Origin of the sequence: Paenibacillus sp. FSL R7-0026, from assembly GCF_038004485.1 — a bacterium.
Lineage (GTDB): Bacteria > Bacillota > Bacilli > Paenibacillales > Paenibacillaceae > Paenibacillus > Paenibacillus xylanexedens_A.
On sequence record NZ_JBBORG010000001.1, the window covers coordinates 6,243,315 to 6,260,678 of the forward strand.

At 47.2% G+C, this 17,364-nt stretch carries 16 protein-coding genes; 1 reads left to right on the forward strand and 15 read right to left on the reverse strand.

Annotation, left to right across the window (positions count from 1 at the left end):
• Window positions 1-67 precede the first annotated feature (67 nt).
• From MKY44_RS27355 to lspA, 10 genes are all read right to left on the reverse strand, one after another.
• Window positions 68-1,477, reverse strand: coding sequence for an MATE family efflux transporter (locus tag MKY44_RS27355; protein WP_036671595.1), 1,410 nt, complete (start codon window positions 1,475-1,477; stop codon window positions 68-70).
• Between the two features lie 236 nt (window positions 1,478-1,713).
• A complete protein-coding gene (locus MKY44_RS27360) occupies window positions 1,714-2,577 on the reverse strand; it encodes a carbohydrate ABC transporter permease (RefSeq protein ID WP_341009960.1) in 864 nt (287 codons plus the stop codon).
• Between the two features lie 215 nt (window positions 2,578-2,792).
• A complete protein-coding gene (locus MKY44_RS27365; protein ID WP_341009447.1) occupies window positions 2,793-3,674 on the reverse strand; it encodes a carbohydrate ABC transporter permease in 882 nt (293 codons plus the stop codon).
• Between the two features lie 38 nt (window positions 3,675-3,712).
• Complete coding sequence (locus MKY44_RS27370; protein WP_264930845.1) at window positions 3,713-5,032, reverse strand: extracellular solute-binding protein; 1,320 nt, start codon at window positions 5,030-5,032, stop codon at window positions 3,713-3,715.
• Window positions 5,033-5,147: 115 nt separating this feature from the next.
• Window positions 5,148-5,942, reverse strand: coding sequence for a response regulator transcription factor (locus MKY44_RS27375; protein ID WP_036671597.1), 795 nt, complete (start codon window positions 5,940-5,942; stop codon window positions 5,148-5,150).
• Entirely contained in the window at window positions 5,932-7,695 is a 1,764-nt protein-coding gene (locus MKY44_RS27380) for a cache domain-containing sensor histidine kinase (protein WP_341009448.1), read from the reverse strand. The genes MKY44_RS27375 and MKY44_RS27380 overlap by 11 nt, the downstream gene beginning before the upstream one ends.
• A 528-nt stretch (window positions 7,696-8,223) precedes the next feature.
• The gene (locus tag MKY44_RS27385) at window positions 8,224-9,051 is read right to left on the reverse strand and encodes a carbohydrate ABC transporter permease (protein ID WP_341009450.1); all 828 of its coding nucleotides are present in this window, start codon (window positions 9,049-9,051) and stop codon (window positions 8,224-8,226) included.
• Window positions 9,051-9,917, reverse strand: a complete 867-nt coding sequence (locus MKY44_RS27390; RefSeq protein ID WP_036606633.1) for a carbohydrate ABC transporter permease — start codon at window positions 9,915-9,917, stop codon at window positions 9,051-9,053. Before MKY44_RS27390 ends, MKY44_RS27385 begins: the two co-directional genes overlap by 1 nt.
• Before the next feature lie 24 nt (window positions 9,918-9,941).
• A complete protein-coding gene (locus MKY44_RS27395; protein WP_445670702.1) occupies window positions 9,942-11,132 on the reverse strand; it encodes an ABC transporter substrate-binding protein in 1,191 nt (396 codons plus the stop codon).
• A gap of 497 nt (window positions 11,133-11,629) precedes the next feature.
• Window positions 11,630-12,121, reverse strand: a complete 492-nt coding sequence (gene lspA, locus MKY44_RS27400; protein ID WP_341009452.1) for a signal peptidase II — start codon at window positions 12,119-12,121, stop codon at window positions 11,630-11,632.
• Window positions 12,122-12,349: 228 nt separating this feature from the next.
• Between lspA and MKY44_RS27405 the strand changes: the two genes are divergently transcribed.
• Entirely contained in the window at window positions 12,350-12,829 is a 480-nt protein-coding gene (locus MKY44_RS27405) for a heme-degrading domain-containing protein (protein WP_341009454.1), read from the forward strand.
• 72 nt (window positions 12,830-12,901) lie between these two features.
• Here MKY44_RS27405 and MKY44_RS27410 read toward each other — a convergent pair whose 3' ends face one another.
• The 5 genes from MKY44_RS27410 to MKY44_RS27430 form a co-directional block, all read right to left on the reverse strand.
• Complete coding sequence (locus tag MKY44_RS27410) at window positions 12,902-13,879, reverse strand: permease prefix domain 1-containing protein (protein WP_341009455.1); 978 nt, start codon at window positions 13,877-13,879, stop codon at window positions 12,902-12,904.
• Between the two features lie 6 nt (window positions 13,880-13,885).
• Window positions 13,886-14,215: a PadR family transcriptional regulator gene (locus MKY44_RS27415; RefSeq protein ID WP_017691704.1), complete on the reverse strand. Its 330-nt coding sequence runs from the start codon at window positions 14,213-14,215 to the stop codon at window positions 13,886-13,888.
• Window positions 14,216-14,375: 160 nt separating this feature from the next.
• Window positions 14,376-15,323: a nucleoside hydrolase gene (locus tag MKY44_RS27420; protein ID WP_341009457.1), complete on the reverse strand. Its 948-nt coding sequence runs from the start codon at window positions 15,321-15,323 to the stop codon at window positions 14,376-14,378.
• Between the two features lie 247 nt (window positions 15,324-15,570).
• Window positions 15,571-15,975, reverse strand: coding sequence for a DUF350 domain-containing protein (locus MKY44_RS27425; protein WP_278297717.1), 405 nt, complete (start codon window positions 15,973-15,975; stop codon window positions 15,571-15,573).
• A complete protein-coding gene (locus tag MKY44_RS27430; RefSeq protein ID WP_341009458.1) occupies window positions 15,957-17,360 on the reverse strand; it encodes a glutathionylspermidine synthase family protein in 1,404 nt (467 codons plus the stop codon). The genes MKY44_RS27425 and MKY44_RS27430 overlap by 19 nt, the downstream gene beginning before the upstream one ends.
• Between the last annotated feature and the right edge of the window lie 4 nt (window positions 17,361-17,364).

The window sequence follows — 17,364 nt, forward strand, 5'->3', positions numbered from 1 at the left end:
TGACTCTTCTGGGAAACTGCTGCCCTGTGGCTACTGTGAGCCACTTCATTGATCTACTATCTATTCGTCAGACAGCCGGTACCGGCTGTGCACCAACCTCTTCGTCATCATGCTCCACCAATTCATGTTTCTCCCAGGCTCTACTCTTCCAACGGAAGTACATAATTACCGCGCGGGTCCACTCATCCGCCGCAATGGCAAGCCACACACCCGCGAGCCCCAGATGAAGCTTGAATATGAGCAGGTACCCCAGTGGCAGACTCATGCAGACCATGGAAATCAGACCCATGTATACGGGGAACTTTGCATCCCCTGCCGCACGCAGGGAACCAATGATCACAATATTGCAGGTACGCCCGGTTTCGAGCAAAAGGCTGAGCAGAATCACTTGAGCCCCCAGCTTGATAATTTCGGGATTATCCGTAAAGATGCTCATCAGCGGCACGCGGAAAAAAATGATGATTACATCAATGATAACCGTGGCCAGAAGGGCCCATTTTACACTGTCAAAAACACGTTTGTATGCATCGTCTTTGCGCCGCGCACCCACAAGCCGGCCTACAATGATCGATGTCCCCATACCAATCGCCATGCTGAACAAGTAGATATAGCTGGAGATGTTACCCGCATACTGCTTGGTTGCCATAGCTTCTGCTCCCAGATAGGTCACATACAGCGTGAACACGAGCTGGCAGGAATGATATACCATGGATTCCATCGCAGACGGAATGCCAATCCGCAGAATTTTGCCAATGAATTTCTTGGACAACTTAATGTAGTATTCAAAATCCACCCGCACCTCGCTCACACGATACAACAACCAGAAGAAGATCAGCAGGCAGATAAACCGGCTTCCCACCGTAGAGATTGCTGCCCCTTCCACTCCAAGCTTCGGAAGGCCGAAGTGTCCAAAGATCAATGCATAGTTACCAACAACGTGAATCACGTTCATGAATACAGCGACATACATCGTTTCTTTGGTATAACCATGTGTACGAATCGTCGCAGCCAGCGCATTAATGAGCGCCTGAAGGAAGATACCGCCACCAACGATATTTATATACGAACGGGCAAAATCATAAATTTCGCCTTGAATGTTCAGGAGTGATAACAAATGTCCTCCGAACAGAAGGAAGATTCCGCTCAGGACCAGACCTACGATAAGATTCAGTGTGATCGCATTACCTGTAACCTGTGCTGCTTCACTTAACTTTTTCGATCCGATATATTGTGCCACTACAATCGCAGCACCATGTCCAATGACTTCCAATACAAGGATAGCGATAGAAATAATCTGATTGGCTGCTCCAACGCCGGAGACCGCATTATCGGACACCGAGCTGAGCATGAGCGTATCCACGCTCCCCATCAACATAAATAAGAAGAGTTCCAGGAAAATAGGCCATGTAAGTCGAATCAGATTCAGATCCTTGGCATCAGAACGAAGGGACTCTTTGGTTGAGGATATTGCTGTCATTTTCTCACCTTTCCCATGTGGGCTTTAATTCTTAGGGTATGTTAGCACAGGTAGTTTGAAAATGCAGTAGTTTTGCGAAAATAGTTGAAAGTTTTTTACAATTCCATAAATAGGTATTTTCAGCGTTTTCATCAAGCTCCGTGTCTGTACACCTGCCTGAGGTTTTAGAAGACAAAAAAGGCCCCTCCCAACTCGCTTTTAAGCAAGTAATGGAAGGACCTTAGACCCTCGGCCTTTTAACCTTTAACAGAACCCGCAGCAATTCCCTCCACGATTCGATTACTCAGGATGAGAAATGCAATCAGGATCGGCAAAATACTAATCATTAGCGTCGCACCAATGGCTCCCCAATCTGTTGTATATTGACCGATAAAGTTCTGTACCCCAACAGTTAAGGTCTTGTACGAATCTGTACTGATGAACGTATTAACAAAGATGAACTCATTCCAGTTATAGATCATGTTGATGATGGCCGTTGTGGAAATGACCGAAGACGTCATCGGCAGCACAATCCGAAAGAAAATCCGATGCACGGAGCAGCCATCCATCACTGCGGCTTCTTCCACTTCCCGGGGAAGCGCGTAGTAGAATCCAAGTAGAATCATAATGGTAATTGGCATATTAAAGGCAATATAAGACAGGATGACTGACAAAGGATGATCTGTGAGATGAAGCTTCAGGAACAAGCTGAACAGCGGAATCAACGTGGAGTGTACAGGGATCATCAGACCTACCATGAATAGCCCCAGCACCAGCGAACGACCCTTCCAGCGCATACGTGTAATGGCAAAGGTCACCAGACTGGCAAACAGCACGGTGACCACCACCGAGACCACCGTAATCCATACACTGTTGAAGAAGTACAAGCTGATATTTCCCTCTGTCCATACCTTGACATAGTTTTCCCAACGCGGAGTAGCAGGAAGGGAAAAAGGCGCCATGTCGAATACTTCCTGATTATTTTTAAGCGAGAACAACAGCAGCCATACCAAGGGTAAAATTTGCAGCAAAGCTACCAGGGACAAGAGGAAATACAGCAGAATATATCCGAATCTCCTTAACCATGCCGAACCTCGGCTTGTCCCCGGATAAGTTGGCAATCTAACGGCCGTATCCGTCTTCACCGGATGGACCTCCTTTCATTTCACTAGGGCGTGTCTGGAAACTCCGAAGGTGGCAGATTTTTCCGAATTTTCGTTCCAAGCAAGGAAATTTTCCGCAGGCGTGCCGGGGCACGTCAAGGGAAAGTGACGCAGCAGGGGGCGAAAAGGCGGTAAAAGATGCACTTCAGCGAGTTTTCAGACACGAACTAGCGTCAGGAATACTGGATCGTATCTTTGGATGCTGTCGCTTTACGAAGCAGCCAGGTAACAAGCAGACAGATCAAGAGCAAGAAGAACCCTACAGCACTGCCGTAACCAAAGTCGAAGCTACGGAACGCCTGACGATACATATAGGAGGCCATCACTTCGCTGGAGCCATTCGGTCCGCCATTGGTCATCACGTAGATGAGGTCAAAATACTTGAGCGAGCCCACCACTGCCAGTACCACAGTCACCTTGATGACTTCTGTAATAAGGGGCAGCTTGATTCGAAAAGCGATCTGCCAAGGACTTGCCCCATCAATCCGGGCTGCTTCCACCAGAGATTCCGGAATATTTTTGAGGGCCGCATAATAGATCAAAATATAGAAGCCTGCATACTGCCATAGAATCGGTACGAACAGTGCATACAACACCAGGGATGGCTCCGCCAGCCAAGCTGGCGGATTGCTGAAGCCGATCGCTTCCAGAAAGGTGTTTAGCACACCATTGCTGGGATGATAGATCTTCAGCCATAACTGGGCGATCGCGACCGAAGACAGCAGCATCGGGATCAAATATATTTTGCGGAACAGATTGGCCCCCTTGATCTTGCCTGACAGCACCAAAGCGATCATCAGATAACCGATCAGACTCAGCGCAGAGAACAAAGCAAGCAAAAAAGTATGGTTCGCACTCTGCCAGAATGTCCCGTCTTGAAGCAGTCTGGCGTAATTATCCAATCCAATAAAGGTCATTGCACCGATCCCGTCCCATTGCATCAACCCATAATACCCGGTGAGCACGATCGGGATATACACCAAGACCAGCAGCAGAAGCAGTGCAGGAAGCACGTACAACGCAGCAACGAGACGGTTGGACATGACTTTGTCCATCACATTATCCTCCCTTCAAGCGTTCAAACGTGTGTACGTCAATTGCCTTTATCAATTGCAGCCTGATGATTCTTCACAAAGTCCTCCGGTGTTACCGCTTTGCCAAACAACGCCTGAATCATGTCCAGATGTGCCTGAGCGGCTGCCGGTTTCATCTGCACGTCGGCAAAAAGCGTCAGACTGCTGGCCTGATTCAATTCGTTCAGCAGGTCGATGTAGAGCTGTGGCAGCTGTACTGCAGCCGTATCCACTTTGGTTGCCGGGATGACGCCTGCTTCAGTTACCGAACTTTCACCCCATTTTTCCACAAAGTATTGCACAAACTTCTGCGCTTCTTCCTTCACTTTGGAGTTCTGGGCCACGAACAGCCCTACGCCTGGACCACCTACCCAGCTGTTAATGTCGCTCTTGCCATCTTCCATTGTTGGGAATTTGAAAAATCCGATCTTGTCTTTGAATTCCTGCGGGATGTCCGGGTTGGTCGTGAAGTTTGGCAGTTCCCAGGTGCCCATCAGGTACATGGCAGCTTTTTCGTTCATGAATTCGGATTTGCCCTCATCGTTAGACAACCCGTTGAAGCCTTTGTTGAAAGCATTCATATCCACTAGTTTTTGTACCTCGGCAGCAGCTTGAGTCAGCGCAGGATCGTCAAACTTGCCAGAGCCATTGATCGCCTTTTCCAGTGCATCTCCACCTAACCGATTCGCCAGATACATATACCAGAGTGAGCCGGTCCAGCGGTCTTTATTGCCCAGTGCGATCGGCACCTCACCGTTCTCTGTCAGTGTCTTCAGCACACTCAGGAATTCATCGTACGTTGCTGGCGGCTGCAAGTTATATTTCGCAAAAATGGCTTTGTTATAATAAATGGGGGAGATATTCAACTCGATTGGTAGCGCATATGTTTTGCCGTCTATGGCATAAGCTTCTGTTGTTCCGGCTATGAATTTCTCGCCCAGCGAGTCGCTCAGCAGATCATCGACCGGTGCAAACAGATTGCCCTTCACATAAGGCTCCAGAAATCCAGCAGCCCAAGTTACACCCACATCGGGAAGTTCATTGGATGCCGACAGAATTTTCAATTTGTTCTTATATTGTTCATTCTCCAGCACTTCCTGCTTAATGGTTACATTCGGATGATCCGTCTGATACTGCTTGATGATATCGTTGACCAGTTTGTTTTGCTGTGCGGAACTGCCTGCTGGCCAGAGGTGCATGAATTTGAGGGTTACTTTCCCATCTGTGCCGTTGCTGCCCGTCTCACCCTCTTGATCCGAACTTGAACTGTTACATCCGGATAAAATTACGGCGAGAACCAACGTCCATGACAGAAGAATGGCCATCGTCTTTTTGCTCATTATTCCAGACCCCCTTGGTTTTTTCAGTTAATGTAACCGCTTTAACCAAATTGTAGCATGGGCCTATTGCCTCTATAAGACCAGAACAATTTGGAAAAACTCCACTTTTTTGAGGTTATTTGTTATTTCGTTCAGATAGGGAATGCCGATATTTGCTTGGACTTAGCCCCTCAAGACTTTTAAATACTGTGATAAAATACTTATCCGTCTGATAACCCACCTGTTCGGCAATCTCCGAGATTGGCATCGTTGTCTGTACAAGCAACTCCTTCGCGCGCTGAATGCGTTTGCGGGTAAGATATTCACTAAAATTGATGCCGATCTGTTCCTTGAACAATACGCTGAAGTAACTGGAGTTGAGATGGAGTAGATCAGCGATTTCACGCATGGTCACATGTTCACCCAGATGAGCATCCACATAGGTCAAAGCTTCACTGATCTGGCTATTGAGCCTTTGTTCCCCGCGCTCCTTAACATCCAGCAGCTTGGGGTCAACCATTTCTTGCATCGTTTGAATACGTCGCTGTTGTTCGCTGAACTTCAAGGCTTTTTCGACGGTCTGCAGCAATTGTTCCTTATCAATCGGTTTCAACATATACTCCACAACACCCAGCTTAATGGCCTGTTGGGCGTACTGAAAATCGGCATGTCCCGACATAATCAGGACAACAGGCTTGTTCGAAAAATGCTGAATGGCTTCAATCAGAGACAAGCCAGAGAATTCCGGCATGCGAACATCCGTTATTAACAGATCTGCCGGCTTTTTCTTGAGCCATTCCACAGCCTCGACGCCACTTTCTGCAGTCTGAATGTGATTTCGTCCTGCTGACCATCCCTCCAGTGTTTTGCGAATACCCTCTCTTGTGCGCGGCTCATCATCAACGATAAGAATCGTTTTGTCATGAATCATATGCACCCTCCGTTTCCTTGGGAATCTCAAAACAAATGACAGTTCCTTCCCCAACCTTACTTGTTATGGAAAGCTTGCAACGTTCGCCAAGTTGGCTACCAAAGTAAAGCTTCAGTCGCCGATGTACGTTGATTAGACCTACACCTGTCCCCTTCTTAGACACAGCCGGTCCGCCATGTAAAGCATGAATGACAGATTGAAGCCGTAATTCATCTATACCGGGACCATCATCCCGAATCTCAATGCGAACCAGATTTTTCTCGGTCGAAGCATCCACATGGATGCTTATCTTTCCCGGTCCCAGTTTACTTTCAATCCCATGGAGAATCGCATTTTCCACCAAGGGCTGTATGAGCAATTTCGGAATTGCGACCTTACGCACCGTATCACTCAGCTGAATCTCCCATTGCATTCTCTCTCCCAACCGCATCTGCATAATTTGAAGATAACGCTCGGCGTGTTCCAGCTCGTCGGCAATTGTAACCCATTCATCCTGTTGCGAGCTGGAAATGATGTAGCGAAATAATCGGGACATCGCCACAACCATACGTGCCATCTCCTCGTCTCCCTTTTCCTCAAGGGACCAATAGAATGCCTCCAGTGTGTTGAATAGAAAATGGGGATTAATCTGAGACTGCAACGCCTTCAGCTCAGCCCGGGACTGCATGATTTCCTTCTCATGAACCACACGGGTCAATTCGTTCTGCCTGTAGACCATCTGGTTATATACGTTGTTAAGTTCATTGATCTCCATCGTAGAGCTGACCATTAGATTAGGTCTCATTGCTCCCGGCTGTGCACTGCGCATGGCCCGCATCAGCCGTATGAGCGGACGTGTAATCATTGTGGACAGAAAGAAAGACATGATAAGGAACAGAACAACACCAATCATTCCCGAGACGAGCAGCGCTGTTCTCAGGATGGATACACCTTCCGTTGTCTCCCGCAGCGGGGTCAGGACAGCAAGTGTCCAGCCCGTTAACTCCGATTTTTGCCGGACGACGATATAGGATTCCTCCCCGTTCTGCACGACTGATCCGCTGTTTAATATAGCTTTTGGATCGAGATTAATCTCCAGATCGGAAGTCACCACTTCTCCTGCACCATCCAAGAGCATGATAGAGTCCTGCGAACCATCTGTCCCATTCGAATCATTCAATTGAAAAAAACTCCGCTGCATCCGCACCACCACATAACCTCCATGTTCGAAAGAATGATCCAGCAGGTTAATCCGCCGAATAGCCAGAAGCACACCCGGATCTTCAGGGTCAGAGCCTGCCCATACCAGTCTGCCTTTTCCTTCATCCGCCAGGTTGATCCAGTTGCGCTCCACTCTGAGATCGAGGGATCGGTCATCCATCGGAAAGATGCGGTTATAACCCGTAGTGTATATCTCCATACTTTGCGCTCCGTTGATGAAAGACTGATAACTGCCTGCAATCTGCAAGAGAGCTTGGCGCTGATTAAAGGTGGCGGGGTTGCCTTGCTTCTCATCGCTAAGCAGACGCTGCACGTATGAATCATCCGCCACCTGGGCGGTCAGCGAATTCACTTGTGCAATGAGTGCATCCAATCTGCCACTGGCTTGGACAGCGGTTTGATGAATATGTTTTTCCGCATTGCTTTTCAGCAAAGCAGCTACCCGATCATAAGCCGATATGCCTGCGAGCAGCAGAACAACAAGCATCACCATAACAAAACCAATGAAGATCTGATTCCGAAGTGAGTTAAAATGTCCTTTTTTCCCGTGCAACTTCCCCAATCTCCTCTCTTTTTGGCATGTAAAAGAACCCACCACCTTACGCCCGTGCTCTTGAAGACTGGGTACAAACGATGCCGGATTTATCTACGTATTCAGTTCTTCTATATAAAATGAACAAAAGAATATCTACACTAGCCACTACGATGACAGAATAACCTTCCAATCGCTGTTATCCCCAGATTTTTTGATTCCCTTTTTAAAGGGGAAAATCCGGGGATAAAGGCGAACGCTCCGCTTTTTCAGGTTATTTCTGCCCTCTCCGTTCTCGTGTAAATGTTTAGTTCATTTATATAGTTAAAGCGCTTGCAGAAATAAACCTTACTCTTCTTCTCTCTTAGTCTTTGTTTACCGATTAAACTAACGACTAAAAAATAGCATAGTTTTACAGGTTAATCAATCCTCCCGAATAGTTCCCAAACGTTAAATGACAAGGATCAAAAAAAGAGAGGGTACTTTTAAAGTCCACCTCTCTTTGTTCATATCCCTTCACACATATCCTTCTCTGTGACACATCTTCAGTTATTTCACAGACCCTTGTGTAACCCCGTTGATGATCCACTTCTGTGCAAACAGGTAGATGATAATCATCGGCAGCAACGCGAGCAGGTAGGATGCAAACGCAAGGTTAAATTCAGTATTGAACTGTCCTTGGAATACATACTGTACCAGCGGCAGCGTGTACTGTCCCGGATCACTGATAATAATGAGTGGCAGCAAGAAGTCGTTGTACGTGGACAGACAAGTCAGAATACCAACCGTGGCACTGATGGGTGCCATGAGCGGGAAAATAATTTTCCAGAACGTGCCCCAGGTTGTCGCCCCATCCACAAACGCCGCTTCCTCCAGCGCTACCGGAATGGACCGGATGTATCCAACGTACACAAATACGTTAAATGCCAGGCCATATACCGTGTGCAGCAAGATCAGACCTACCAGATTTGTCATCTCCAGCGATGCGGTCAGCTTAACAATCGGCAGCATGATGATTGGAAATGGAATGAACATCGCGCTGACGAAGTAATAGTACAATCCTTTGAAAAACTTGCGTTTCTCCATATTCCGCGCAATCGCATAGGCCACCATCGAGTTACTGAGCAACGTCAAGAGCACAGTTGATGCGGTAACGATTGCACTGTTACGGAACGATTGGAAGAAGTTTGTCATGTCGATGGCCCTCGCGAAATTCTCCCAGTGAAGTGTGGTCGGAAATGCAAAGACCGATTGGGCCATCTGTTCCGGATTTTTCAAAGCAATCGTAACGGTCATATACAGTGGGAACAGGATAAACAGGGTGCCCAGCACAACGAGTAGCATAACGAGCCAATTGATTCGTGTACGGCCTCTCATTACAGATCCATCTCCCTTCTTTGCAGGAACCGGATTTGCAGAATTGAAATCACCGCAATAACGATGAAGTAAATAACCGAGTTCGCAGATTGATATGCATATTCGCCGCCTTCAAATCCACCGGTGTAGATCAAGTGGGAGATGGACTGCGTCGCCCGTCCGGGACCACCGTTGGTCAAGGCTACGATTTGGTCGAAGACCATAAGTGAGTTTTTCATCGCAAGCACCATATTAATGGTGAAGAATGGGGCAATAAGCGGGAAAGTAATGCTCCAGAATTCACGCCATTTGCCTGCACCGTCGAGGTTGGATGCCTCGTATAGTGTCGTTGGTATCGTTTGCAGACCAGCCAAATACAGAATTGTATTCAGGGCCACGGATTGCCATACTGCAACAATGACGATACCGATCCAAGCCAGACTCTCGCTACCAAGTATGTTGGTGGATAGCGCGTTGATGCCCAGATTTTGTCCCCAGATCGGGAATACGTTGGAGAACAGGTAGTTAAATATGTAACCTACGATCAGTACACTCAGAATATTGGGCAGGAAGTAGATGCCGCGGAAAAAGTTACGGAACTTAATCTTGGCATTCAGCCCGAGTGCAATGAGCAGGCTCAGAATATTGGTCAGGATCGTCACCACGATCGCAAATTTGAACGTAAACCAGTAGGCATTACCTACATTGTCATCCTGGAACAAGTTGAAATAGTTTTTGAAGCCAACAAAATCATACTCTTTCCCGAATCCGTTATAATTCGTAAATGAATAATAGATGCCCTGGAGGGCCGGCAGCGTCATAAATACAAAGAACAATACTACCGCCGGAACCGTCATCCAGTAATAGGGTGCGATACGCTTGTTCATACTCCATCCTCCTTCAGACAAGGCTTAGCGCCGATTAGCAACCTTGTCCCATTCTTTGTCGAGTGTATCTAGATAGTTGTCGATGTTTTGGTTCTGCAAAAAGGACTGTACGATGGAATTCAGCTGCACCGCAGCCGGAATATAGTGATCGGGAAAGTCAATAACTTTGCCCTGCTCGATATATGGCATCAATTCCTGTACGGCAGGATCATCCTGCTTCACGCCTTCTACCGCAGAGAACAGCGTCTGTTCGTCAATATATCTTCCGATATTTTCAGGCTCTAATAGAAACGCAATAAACGTCTCCGCCTGCTCGCGCTTAGGCGTGTCCACCGCAATGGTAAACAGGGAGTCAATCCCGTTCACCAGCTTGATCTCGCTTGCATCGTTGCCCGTAGGGAATGGGAAGAAACCGATGTCAACATTTGGGTTCGCTTTGCGAATCTCCGAGATGGCCCAGGTTCCCTGGATATACATAAAGGCTTCACCGTTAGCAAAAGCACGGTTACCGTCCGAATAAGCTTTACCAAAGTTATCGCCGTGACCATATTTCATGAGATCCAGTTGCTTCTCAGCTACCTCGCGGTACTTCTCCTTGAACGTCACTTTGTTATCGCGCCGCTCTTGGTAGAAATCAATACCGACTAGATTGGAGGCCAGTGCATTGAACGGCAGGCTTGTCTGCCAGTCATCCTTGTATGTGAAGTAAAATGGAATCTCACCTGCATCTTTAATCTTTTGGGCGGTCGCGATAAGTTCATCCCACGTCTTGGGCACGTCCAATCCCATTTCCTTAAACAGCGTTTTGTTGTACATGATGCCGTTTGCATTAGTCGCGTAAGGAATACCTGTTACTTCGTCCATGCCTGTGAGATCATTCAGCATTTGTATGTAGTTCGGATCAATCGTCTGGAGTAATGAGCTTTCCGTCAGATCGGTGAAAATATCACTCTGAGCCAGGATCGAATACGTATCCGTTGCGCCCATGGCCATAATATCCGGGATATCATTTTTGACGACACGGGTCTTCAATACCGTCTCCGCATCCGGCGGATTCACCTGTGTCACCTGAATATCGTCATGCTCCGCATTAAACGTTTCGATCAATTCATCAAAGGTTGTTTTGGCTTCAGGCTTGTTCTGGAAAAATTCAATCTGCACTTTGCCATTCGCGCTATCCCCACTGGTACAGGAAGATAAAAGTACAGCCATCATTCCACACAGCAACATTGTCCCGAGAGCCTTGGTAAGCGTTGTTCTCATGTTGTACCTCCCTCAGCTTAATAAATTGAACTAATGTGATTTACACGCTGTCACTCCGATTGCAGTACCATCTTCCGATCGTTGTTATCCCCAGATTTTTTTGACTCCCTTTCTCCAAGGGAAAATCCGGTGATAAACACGCACGCTACGCTTCTTCAGATTGGTTCTGCACTCTCCGTGTTCGTGTATATCTTAGTTTCACTTTATATACGTAAGAATTTACCCATTCAGATGGTGAAATAACCATTTGGTTAATCCTTCCAAACTAACTTCAATCTGAATGGATGATATAAGTCTTTATTATTTCTAAAACGGTTTCGGTAAAAATGAATCACGGCAGTTCTTCCCATGACCTGAATCGGGCATAATAAAAAGGACACTGGATGATATCCAATGTCCCTCATTTAATAAGCTTATATTCAGCCACTGTAACGCTTTTATCCCACCTATTAAGGACGCTCAACCTTCGGCAAAGCATTACGTAAACGCTTGGCGCGATAACTCTGATATGCACGAATCAACATGCCAATGATGATCATGACCACACCGATATTAATTGCGACATCAGCGAGATTCAAAATCCCGCGTCCTGACGGAAACACGAGGAAATCCGTGACCCGGGCATAGATAAATCGATCGATCGCATTTCCTAAAGCCCCACCGACCATAAAACCCGCGCCAGCTTGCATCCAGAAACCGCGAATCTCACCCTTACTCCGGTAATACAGCATGCCCGCTATGAACAGAACGGCGATCACGCCGAACAGACGCGCATTCCCCTGAAACATGCTTCCAGCCATTCCACTGTTCTCGTAATGCTGTAACTGCATGCCCGAGTTACCCAGTCTCATGACGTCGCCAACTTCCATATACATCCTCACTGCAATCTTGGTTCCCTGGTCCACCAAAGTCACCAGCAGTGCTACAAAATAAAACAGCATCGTGCTTCTCCTCCTGCCTACGTAGCGATAACTTATTTTAACTTTAAGAGTTTTGAGTATATTAGGTTCCCTTCACTTTAACACAGCCGATGTACGGTCTCCAAATGAGCCGTCTTCAACCACGCAAATAACGTCCACTAACATCGATCAGACTGCATCCAGAAGGGACTACACCAATCTATGTCGAATGTAGACATCAATCATATATGTAAAGGGGCTGCTTGTAATTTGAACCTGATCATGACAGAGAAATTAAAGGAAATGCAGCAGGAAGAAATGGACCTGGTATTTGGCACATTTGATTCTGAAACAGCACTCCAACTTGGCCTGCATCTGGTCGAAGAAGCGAAGCGTCGCTCCCAAGCCGTGACCATCGACATCACCCTGGAGGGGCATCGCCTCTTTTTGCATGCGATGGAAGGCACTCATCCCAACAACGAAGACTGGATTCGCCGCAAGAACAACGTAGTGAATCATTTCTCCTCCAGTTCTTGGCATACGGCTCTACGCCTAAGAAACGAGGACCAAACGCTTGAGCAGGATTTCAACCTGCCTGCATCTGACTATGTTCTGGCTGGTGGCGCTTTCCCGCTGATTCTGGAAAATGAGGGACAGGTCGGCACCATCACAGTATCGGGTTTGCCTGATGAGGAAGACCATGATCTGGTCACGACAGGCATTCGCTCATTTTTGTTGCAGCAGAGTTAGATTAAATGGAGCAAAAAAAAGCCCACCTGATCAATATAGATCAAGTGGGCTTTACTAGCTAAAGCAGCATGCTCAGGACGGATTTTTGCTTTTCATAATATGGTACACATTGCTAAAGCTGCCGGAGAGAATGCCTGTAATCGGGAATATGGCCCAATTGATATCCCACCGTTGATATACAAAGCCTGTGAACAAGAAGATGGCTGTCGCCAGCGGCCATACAATCGCTTCCACGGCTCTCACAACCTTTACTTCTTGCTTCTTCTCTACCGTCAACTGGTGCTTCTCCAGCAAGTTCGTGTAAGCCCCCTGAATATTACCGTAATATACAAACAGGAATGCTCCTACCCCAGCCATAACCATAAAGGCAGATACACCATAAGAGGCGTAGTTATCATTGATAGAGGAGGCTGCGAAAATAAACACAGGAGACAGAATGCACAGGCAGACACCCGTAATGATGGCTATACGATAAGTCAGAGCGAAGCTCTCCCGACTATGCTGAATACTCATTTTAAGTGTATAAGGAAGCTGGAAGCCCTTTTCCATATGACTGAAGCGTTCAAGCTTCATGCCACTGTGAATGAACATGCCTACCGCAATCGCAATCAGCACAAACATGCCGATCAGGCCCAGTACAGCCCCCGTTTCCACCGAACGGTTTGCAGCTGAAGTGACATAGTTCTCAAATAAAGTATCCATGAAAATCAGAAATGCCACACCCGACGCGCACAATAAAACACCCAGCCCGATCCAAAATCCGGCATTTCTTTTTGCAGTGGTATATGCGTAGACTTCTTCTTCCGTCAGCACAGGTACTGCCTCTTCCGCACTGACTGGTTGAATACCGAGTTCTGCAGTTAGCTCCTCGATATTACCGAATTCTGAGATCACAATACCGATGGCTTCATTCTCCGACTTACCTTCCCGCTTCAACTCCAGGTACTTATCTTCCATCCCCGAAAGGAGCTCCTGCTTCAGATGCTCCACCTCGGGTGTCTTCGGTAGACCAGCAAACATGTTCTCCAGATACACCATAATTGTCTCCATGTTCCGTCACAACTCCCTGATAAATAGATTAACAACCTCCTGCGTAACCTTCCATTCCTCACACTTTTCTCTGTAATAGTCGAGGCCGGGCGGCGTAATCCGGTAATAGGTACGACGCTTTCCCAAACTATTCTCATCCAGGTAAAACGATTCAATATAACCGTTCTTCTCCAATCGGGTGAAGGCCGAGTATAATGTCGTCTCCTTCATGACGTACTTTTCCTCTGTCAGCTGCCTGATGTTCTTGGAAATCTCGTAGCCGTACGACTCCCCTTCGAGCAGCATGTAGAGGATCAGCGTATCATTGTAGCCACGTATAACGTCACTGCTGATCACAAAAGATACTCCTCCTCATTACTTCATCTGTCGTAGTAGTTGAAGTATAGCACAATTTACTACGACAGGTGAAGTAGTTATTCCAAAAATGGGCAATAAAAAATCCGTACCTGGGATAGGCACGGATTTTATTCTTTTTCTTGCATTTACATTCCTGCGTTTATTGGATCGCTGAGAGAACGTCCAGCAGCATGGATTTGAATTTGGGCCGATCAATGGCTTCACAGACACGTACATTCGGCTCTTTGCCAAAACGTCCGTTGATATCAACCACACTGTATCCACGTGTCAACTCTCCTCCAGCTTCCACATCCACATAATATTGACCCGACTTGGTCATGATGGATTCATCTGCGGCTACAGCCATCAGCAACGTATCGGGATGAGTGGTGCCATTCAGCTTATGTACCGACTTGTTGAACTGCATAACTACTTTGTTGATTGCGGTGAAGAAATCAGCACCAGATGTACCGAGAGCCGCAATCTCTGCATGATCGTCATCGTCCATCACTGAATATTGGGTACACATCTCCCAGCCAACCATCGTGATTGGAATGCCAGCATGCAGTACAATTTTCGCTGCTTCCGGGTCCACGTAGAAGTTATACTCCGCTGCCGGTGTGATATTGCCCAGTGCATTATTGGTTCCGCCCATGATGTACAGGTGAGCAATTTCTGGAATAATCGTTGGGTCCTTCTGGATCGCCATCGCAATGTTAGTCAGTGGAGCAATAGCCAGAAGTTCAATTTCGCCCGGATGTGCGTGCACCTTCTCAATGATAAAATCAACCGCGTGTCCGCTCTCGGGACGCTGATCCGCCTTCGGGAAATGCGCGCCGCCCATACCATCATCGCCATGCACATCTTCCACTGTCCGGTGCTGAGCCTTTCCGTAGGCCATTAGCGGACGCTCGCAACCTTTATATACAGGCACCTTGCCGCCATGTCCAGCAACCTGTACCGTGTACAGGGCATTTTCAACCTCTTGGTCGAATTGTACGTTACCGCCCGTAATGTTGATGCCTTCCACCTGAAAGTGATGCAATGCCGTCAGGATCGCAATTGTATCGTCTCCTGCTGTATCTGTATCGATGATGACTCTTCTCATGATGCCGCGCTCCTTCTTCCATTTGATATTCATTTAGAACAAAAATACAACATTACACTTAATAACTCTGCGTACAGAACAATCTTAAGATCGCTGTTACCCTCGAATTTTTTTATATACCTTCTCTCAAAGGTAAAAATCCGATGATAAAGGCGAACGCTTCGCTTCTCCAGATTCTTTCTGTCCTCTTCGTTTACGTGTAAACACTATATTCATTCTAAATTATCGTTAATCCCTATGTCTTATTTTACATCAAAAACGTACCAATGACGATGGAAACGCCGATGATAATCGAACGCAGCAGCTGTGCTACCGCCATATTTCCTCGTGCAATTTCGTCACATACCCGCATTTTCGGAATCAGGAAATCAAATATAATATAGACCAGACACAGAATAATGATTCCCAACGCCGACCACAGCAGCATATCCAACCACGAGTGCGTCGAGAAAGATACCATCCCTACAATAATACATAGTCCCAATAATTTGCTGCCCATATACATCCCTGCCGCCTCGTTACCTTTGGCGATTTCCTCACTATCGTTATACCGGGTCAATTTGCTAAAAGCAAAATATCCACATACCAATACCACCAGCAGAATGCCTACACCCACCGCGACATTCACGAGGTTTAATCCCAAGTTTTCCATTCCATCTTCTCCTCCTCATCATTCATCCGTTCACGAACTGTAGCCGCGCAATAATAGGCCATATCTCCAGTTACTTTCTCCCCGACCCGTGGTAGTATCCCAGCCAAACGCCCACCAATAACAAACACCCCTGTAAGCAGATAACCGCTGTATGCTCCATCCTCCGTCTCGATCACGGCCTGTTCCATCGGAACCAGCTGCTGATAGATTTTGGGTTGGTTTTCGTAATAAGCTGTAATTTCTTCATCCTCGTCCGTTGCCCCAGATGCAAGATTGGATTCCAGCGCCTCGTTAAGAGGATCCTCCATATCCTGCTTTCCAAAGGCATTGTCCGTTCCACCCTCCAGCAAAAGAGTTCCTCTTCCCTCGCGTCCCCAATAACTTTTGGACACATACGGTATGGCATTCAGCTCGAAAGGCTCAGATGAAAAATAGGTGGGCAGCAGATATCGGGAAATCACGTCCATCTCTGCTTCATCAAAGAGGGTAAACCCGCAATACTCCGGGGTTTGCTCGTTCCGCTCGTAGAGCGACCAGATTGCCGCCATGAAGCCTTTGCTCTGCATGAGTACATGCTGAACGGGATTCATCAGGCCCAGCCGTCCCTCACGTACAAGTTCAAGCAGTGCAGCACCAATGTCCACCCCTGTCGTCTCATCCCGATCATCGATCAGATACTCCAGTGGATAAAGGCGATACAGTAGGTTAATCTCCCGACCCTGATGGTAAAGCGCCTCCCCAGGAACAATCTCCAGTTCCTCAAGTGGAACATAGAAAACTTCGTATCCCGCTTCCTGACAACGTTTCATCAGGTATTCCGTATTTGTTCGATCTTCGACATGTTCGCCAAAAGAAGTGAATGTCACCGGACCCTGCAATCCTTGGTTTGCGTAGAATTCGAGCCATATCCTGAAACACTCCCGAATACGTGTCTCCATCTCGGCAGATGGTGCGGTCAACGCGGCATCCTCAGCAAGACCGACCAGGATATTTTCCAATGCAGCAGCCTCCGGTATACCCGTAGGAGTGTCCGTATTATTTTCAATACACTTGGGCCCAGCTTCTCCGATAATCCAGTCCTGACGGGTAATGCCTCCAGTCACCATCTCCATACGTGCTGCCGGAATAAGCCCCGGATGGATACCCAACTGATGCTCCAAAAAGGAATCCGGCATATATTGCTGGATAAATCGCATCACTTTACAGTAAATGCCGTCTACCGCCTCCGCTGCCGCACGCAGCTCCTGCATCTCCGAGGGAGAATAGACCGTCAATGCAGGCACACAATATTGCTTCCCATACATTCGATGGTATGGAATCTGTTGTCCCGCTTCACCATGAAATACCTCTTCGTGACTAAACGGCAGTTGAACCACTTGCCTCATCCGG

Bases quoted from the DNA above. Each gene is read 5' to 3' on its own strand.
- MKY44_RS27375 (WP_036671597.1), bottom strand. From the start codon at position 5,942: ATGATTCATGACAAAACGATTCTTATCGTTGATGATGAGCCGCGCACA.
- MKY44_RS27420 (WP_341009457.1), bottom strand. From the start codon at position 15,323: ATGAGAAGAGTCATCATCGATACAGATACAGCAGGAGACGATACAATT.
- MKY44_RS27370 (WP_264930845.1), bottom strand. From the start codon at position 5,032: ATGAGCAAAAAGACGATGGCCATTCTTCTGTCATGGACGTTGGTTCTC.
- MKY44_RS27355 (WP_036671595.1), bottom strand. From the start codon at position 1,477: ATGACAGCAATATCCTCAACCAAAGAGTCCCTTCGTTCTGATGCCAAG.
- MKY44_RS27385 (WP_341009450.1), bottom strand. From the start codon at position 9,051: ATGAGAGGCCGTACACGAATCAATTGGCTCGTTATGCTACTCGTTGTG.
- MKY44_RS27390 (WP_036606633.1), bottom strand. From the start codon at position 9,917: ATGAACAAGCGTATCGCACCCTATTACTGGATGACGGTTCCGGCGGTA.
- MKY44_RS27430 (WP_341009458.1), bottom strand. From the start codon at position 17,360: ATGAGGCAAGTGGTTCAACTGCCGTTTAGTCACGAAGAGGTATTTCAT.
- MKY44_RS27410 (WP_341009455.1), bottom strand. From the start codon at position 13,879: ATGGAGACAATTATGGTGTATCTGGAGAACATGTTTGCTGGTCTACCG.
- lspA (WP_341009452.1), bottom strand. From the start codon at position 12,121: ATGCTGTTTTATTTTGTAGCACTGCTGGTGACTTTGGTGGACCAGGGA.
- MKY44_RS27395 (WP_445670702.1), bottom strand. From the start codon at position 11,132: ATGATGGCTGTACTTTTATCTTCCTGTACCAGTGGGGATAGCGCGAAT.
- MKY44_RS27365 (WP_341009447.1), bottom strand. From the start codon at position 3,674: ATGGACAAAGTCATGTCCAACCGTCTCGTTGCTGCGTTGTACGTGCTT.
- MKY44_RS27425 (WP_278297717.1), bottom strand. From the start codon at position 15,975: ATGGAAAACTTGGGATTAAACCTCGTGAATGTCGCGGTGGGTGTAGGC.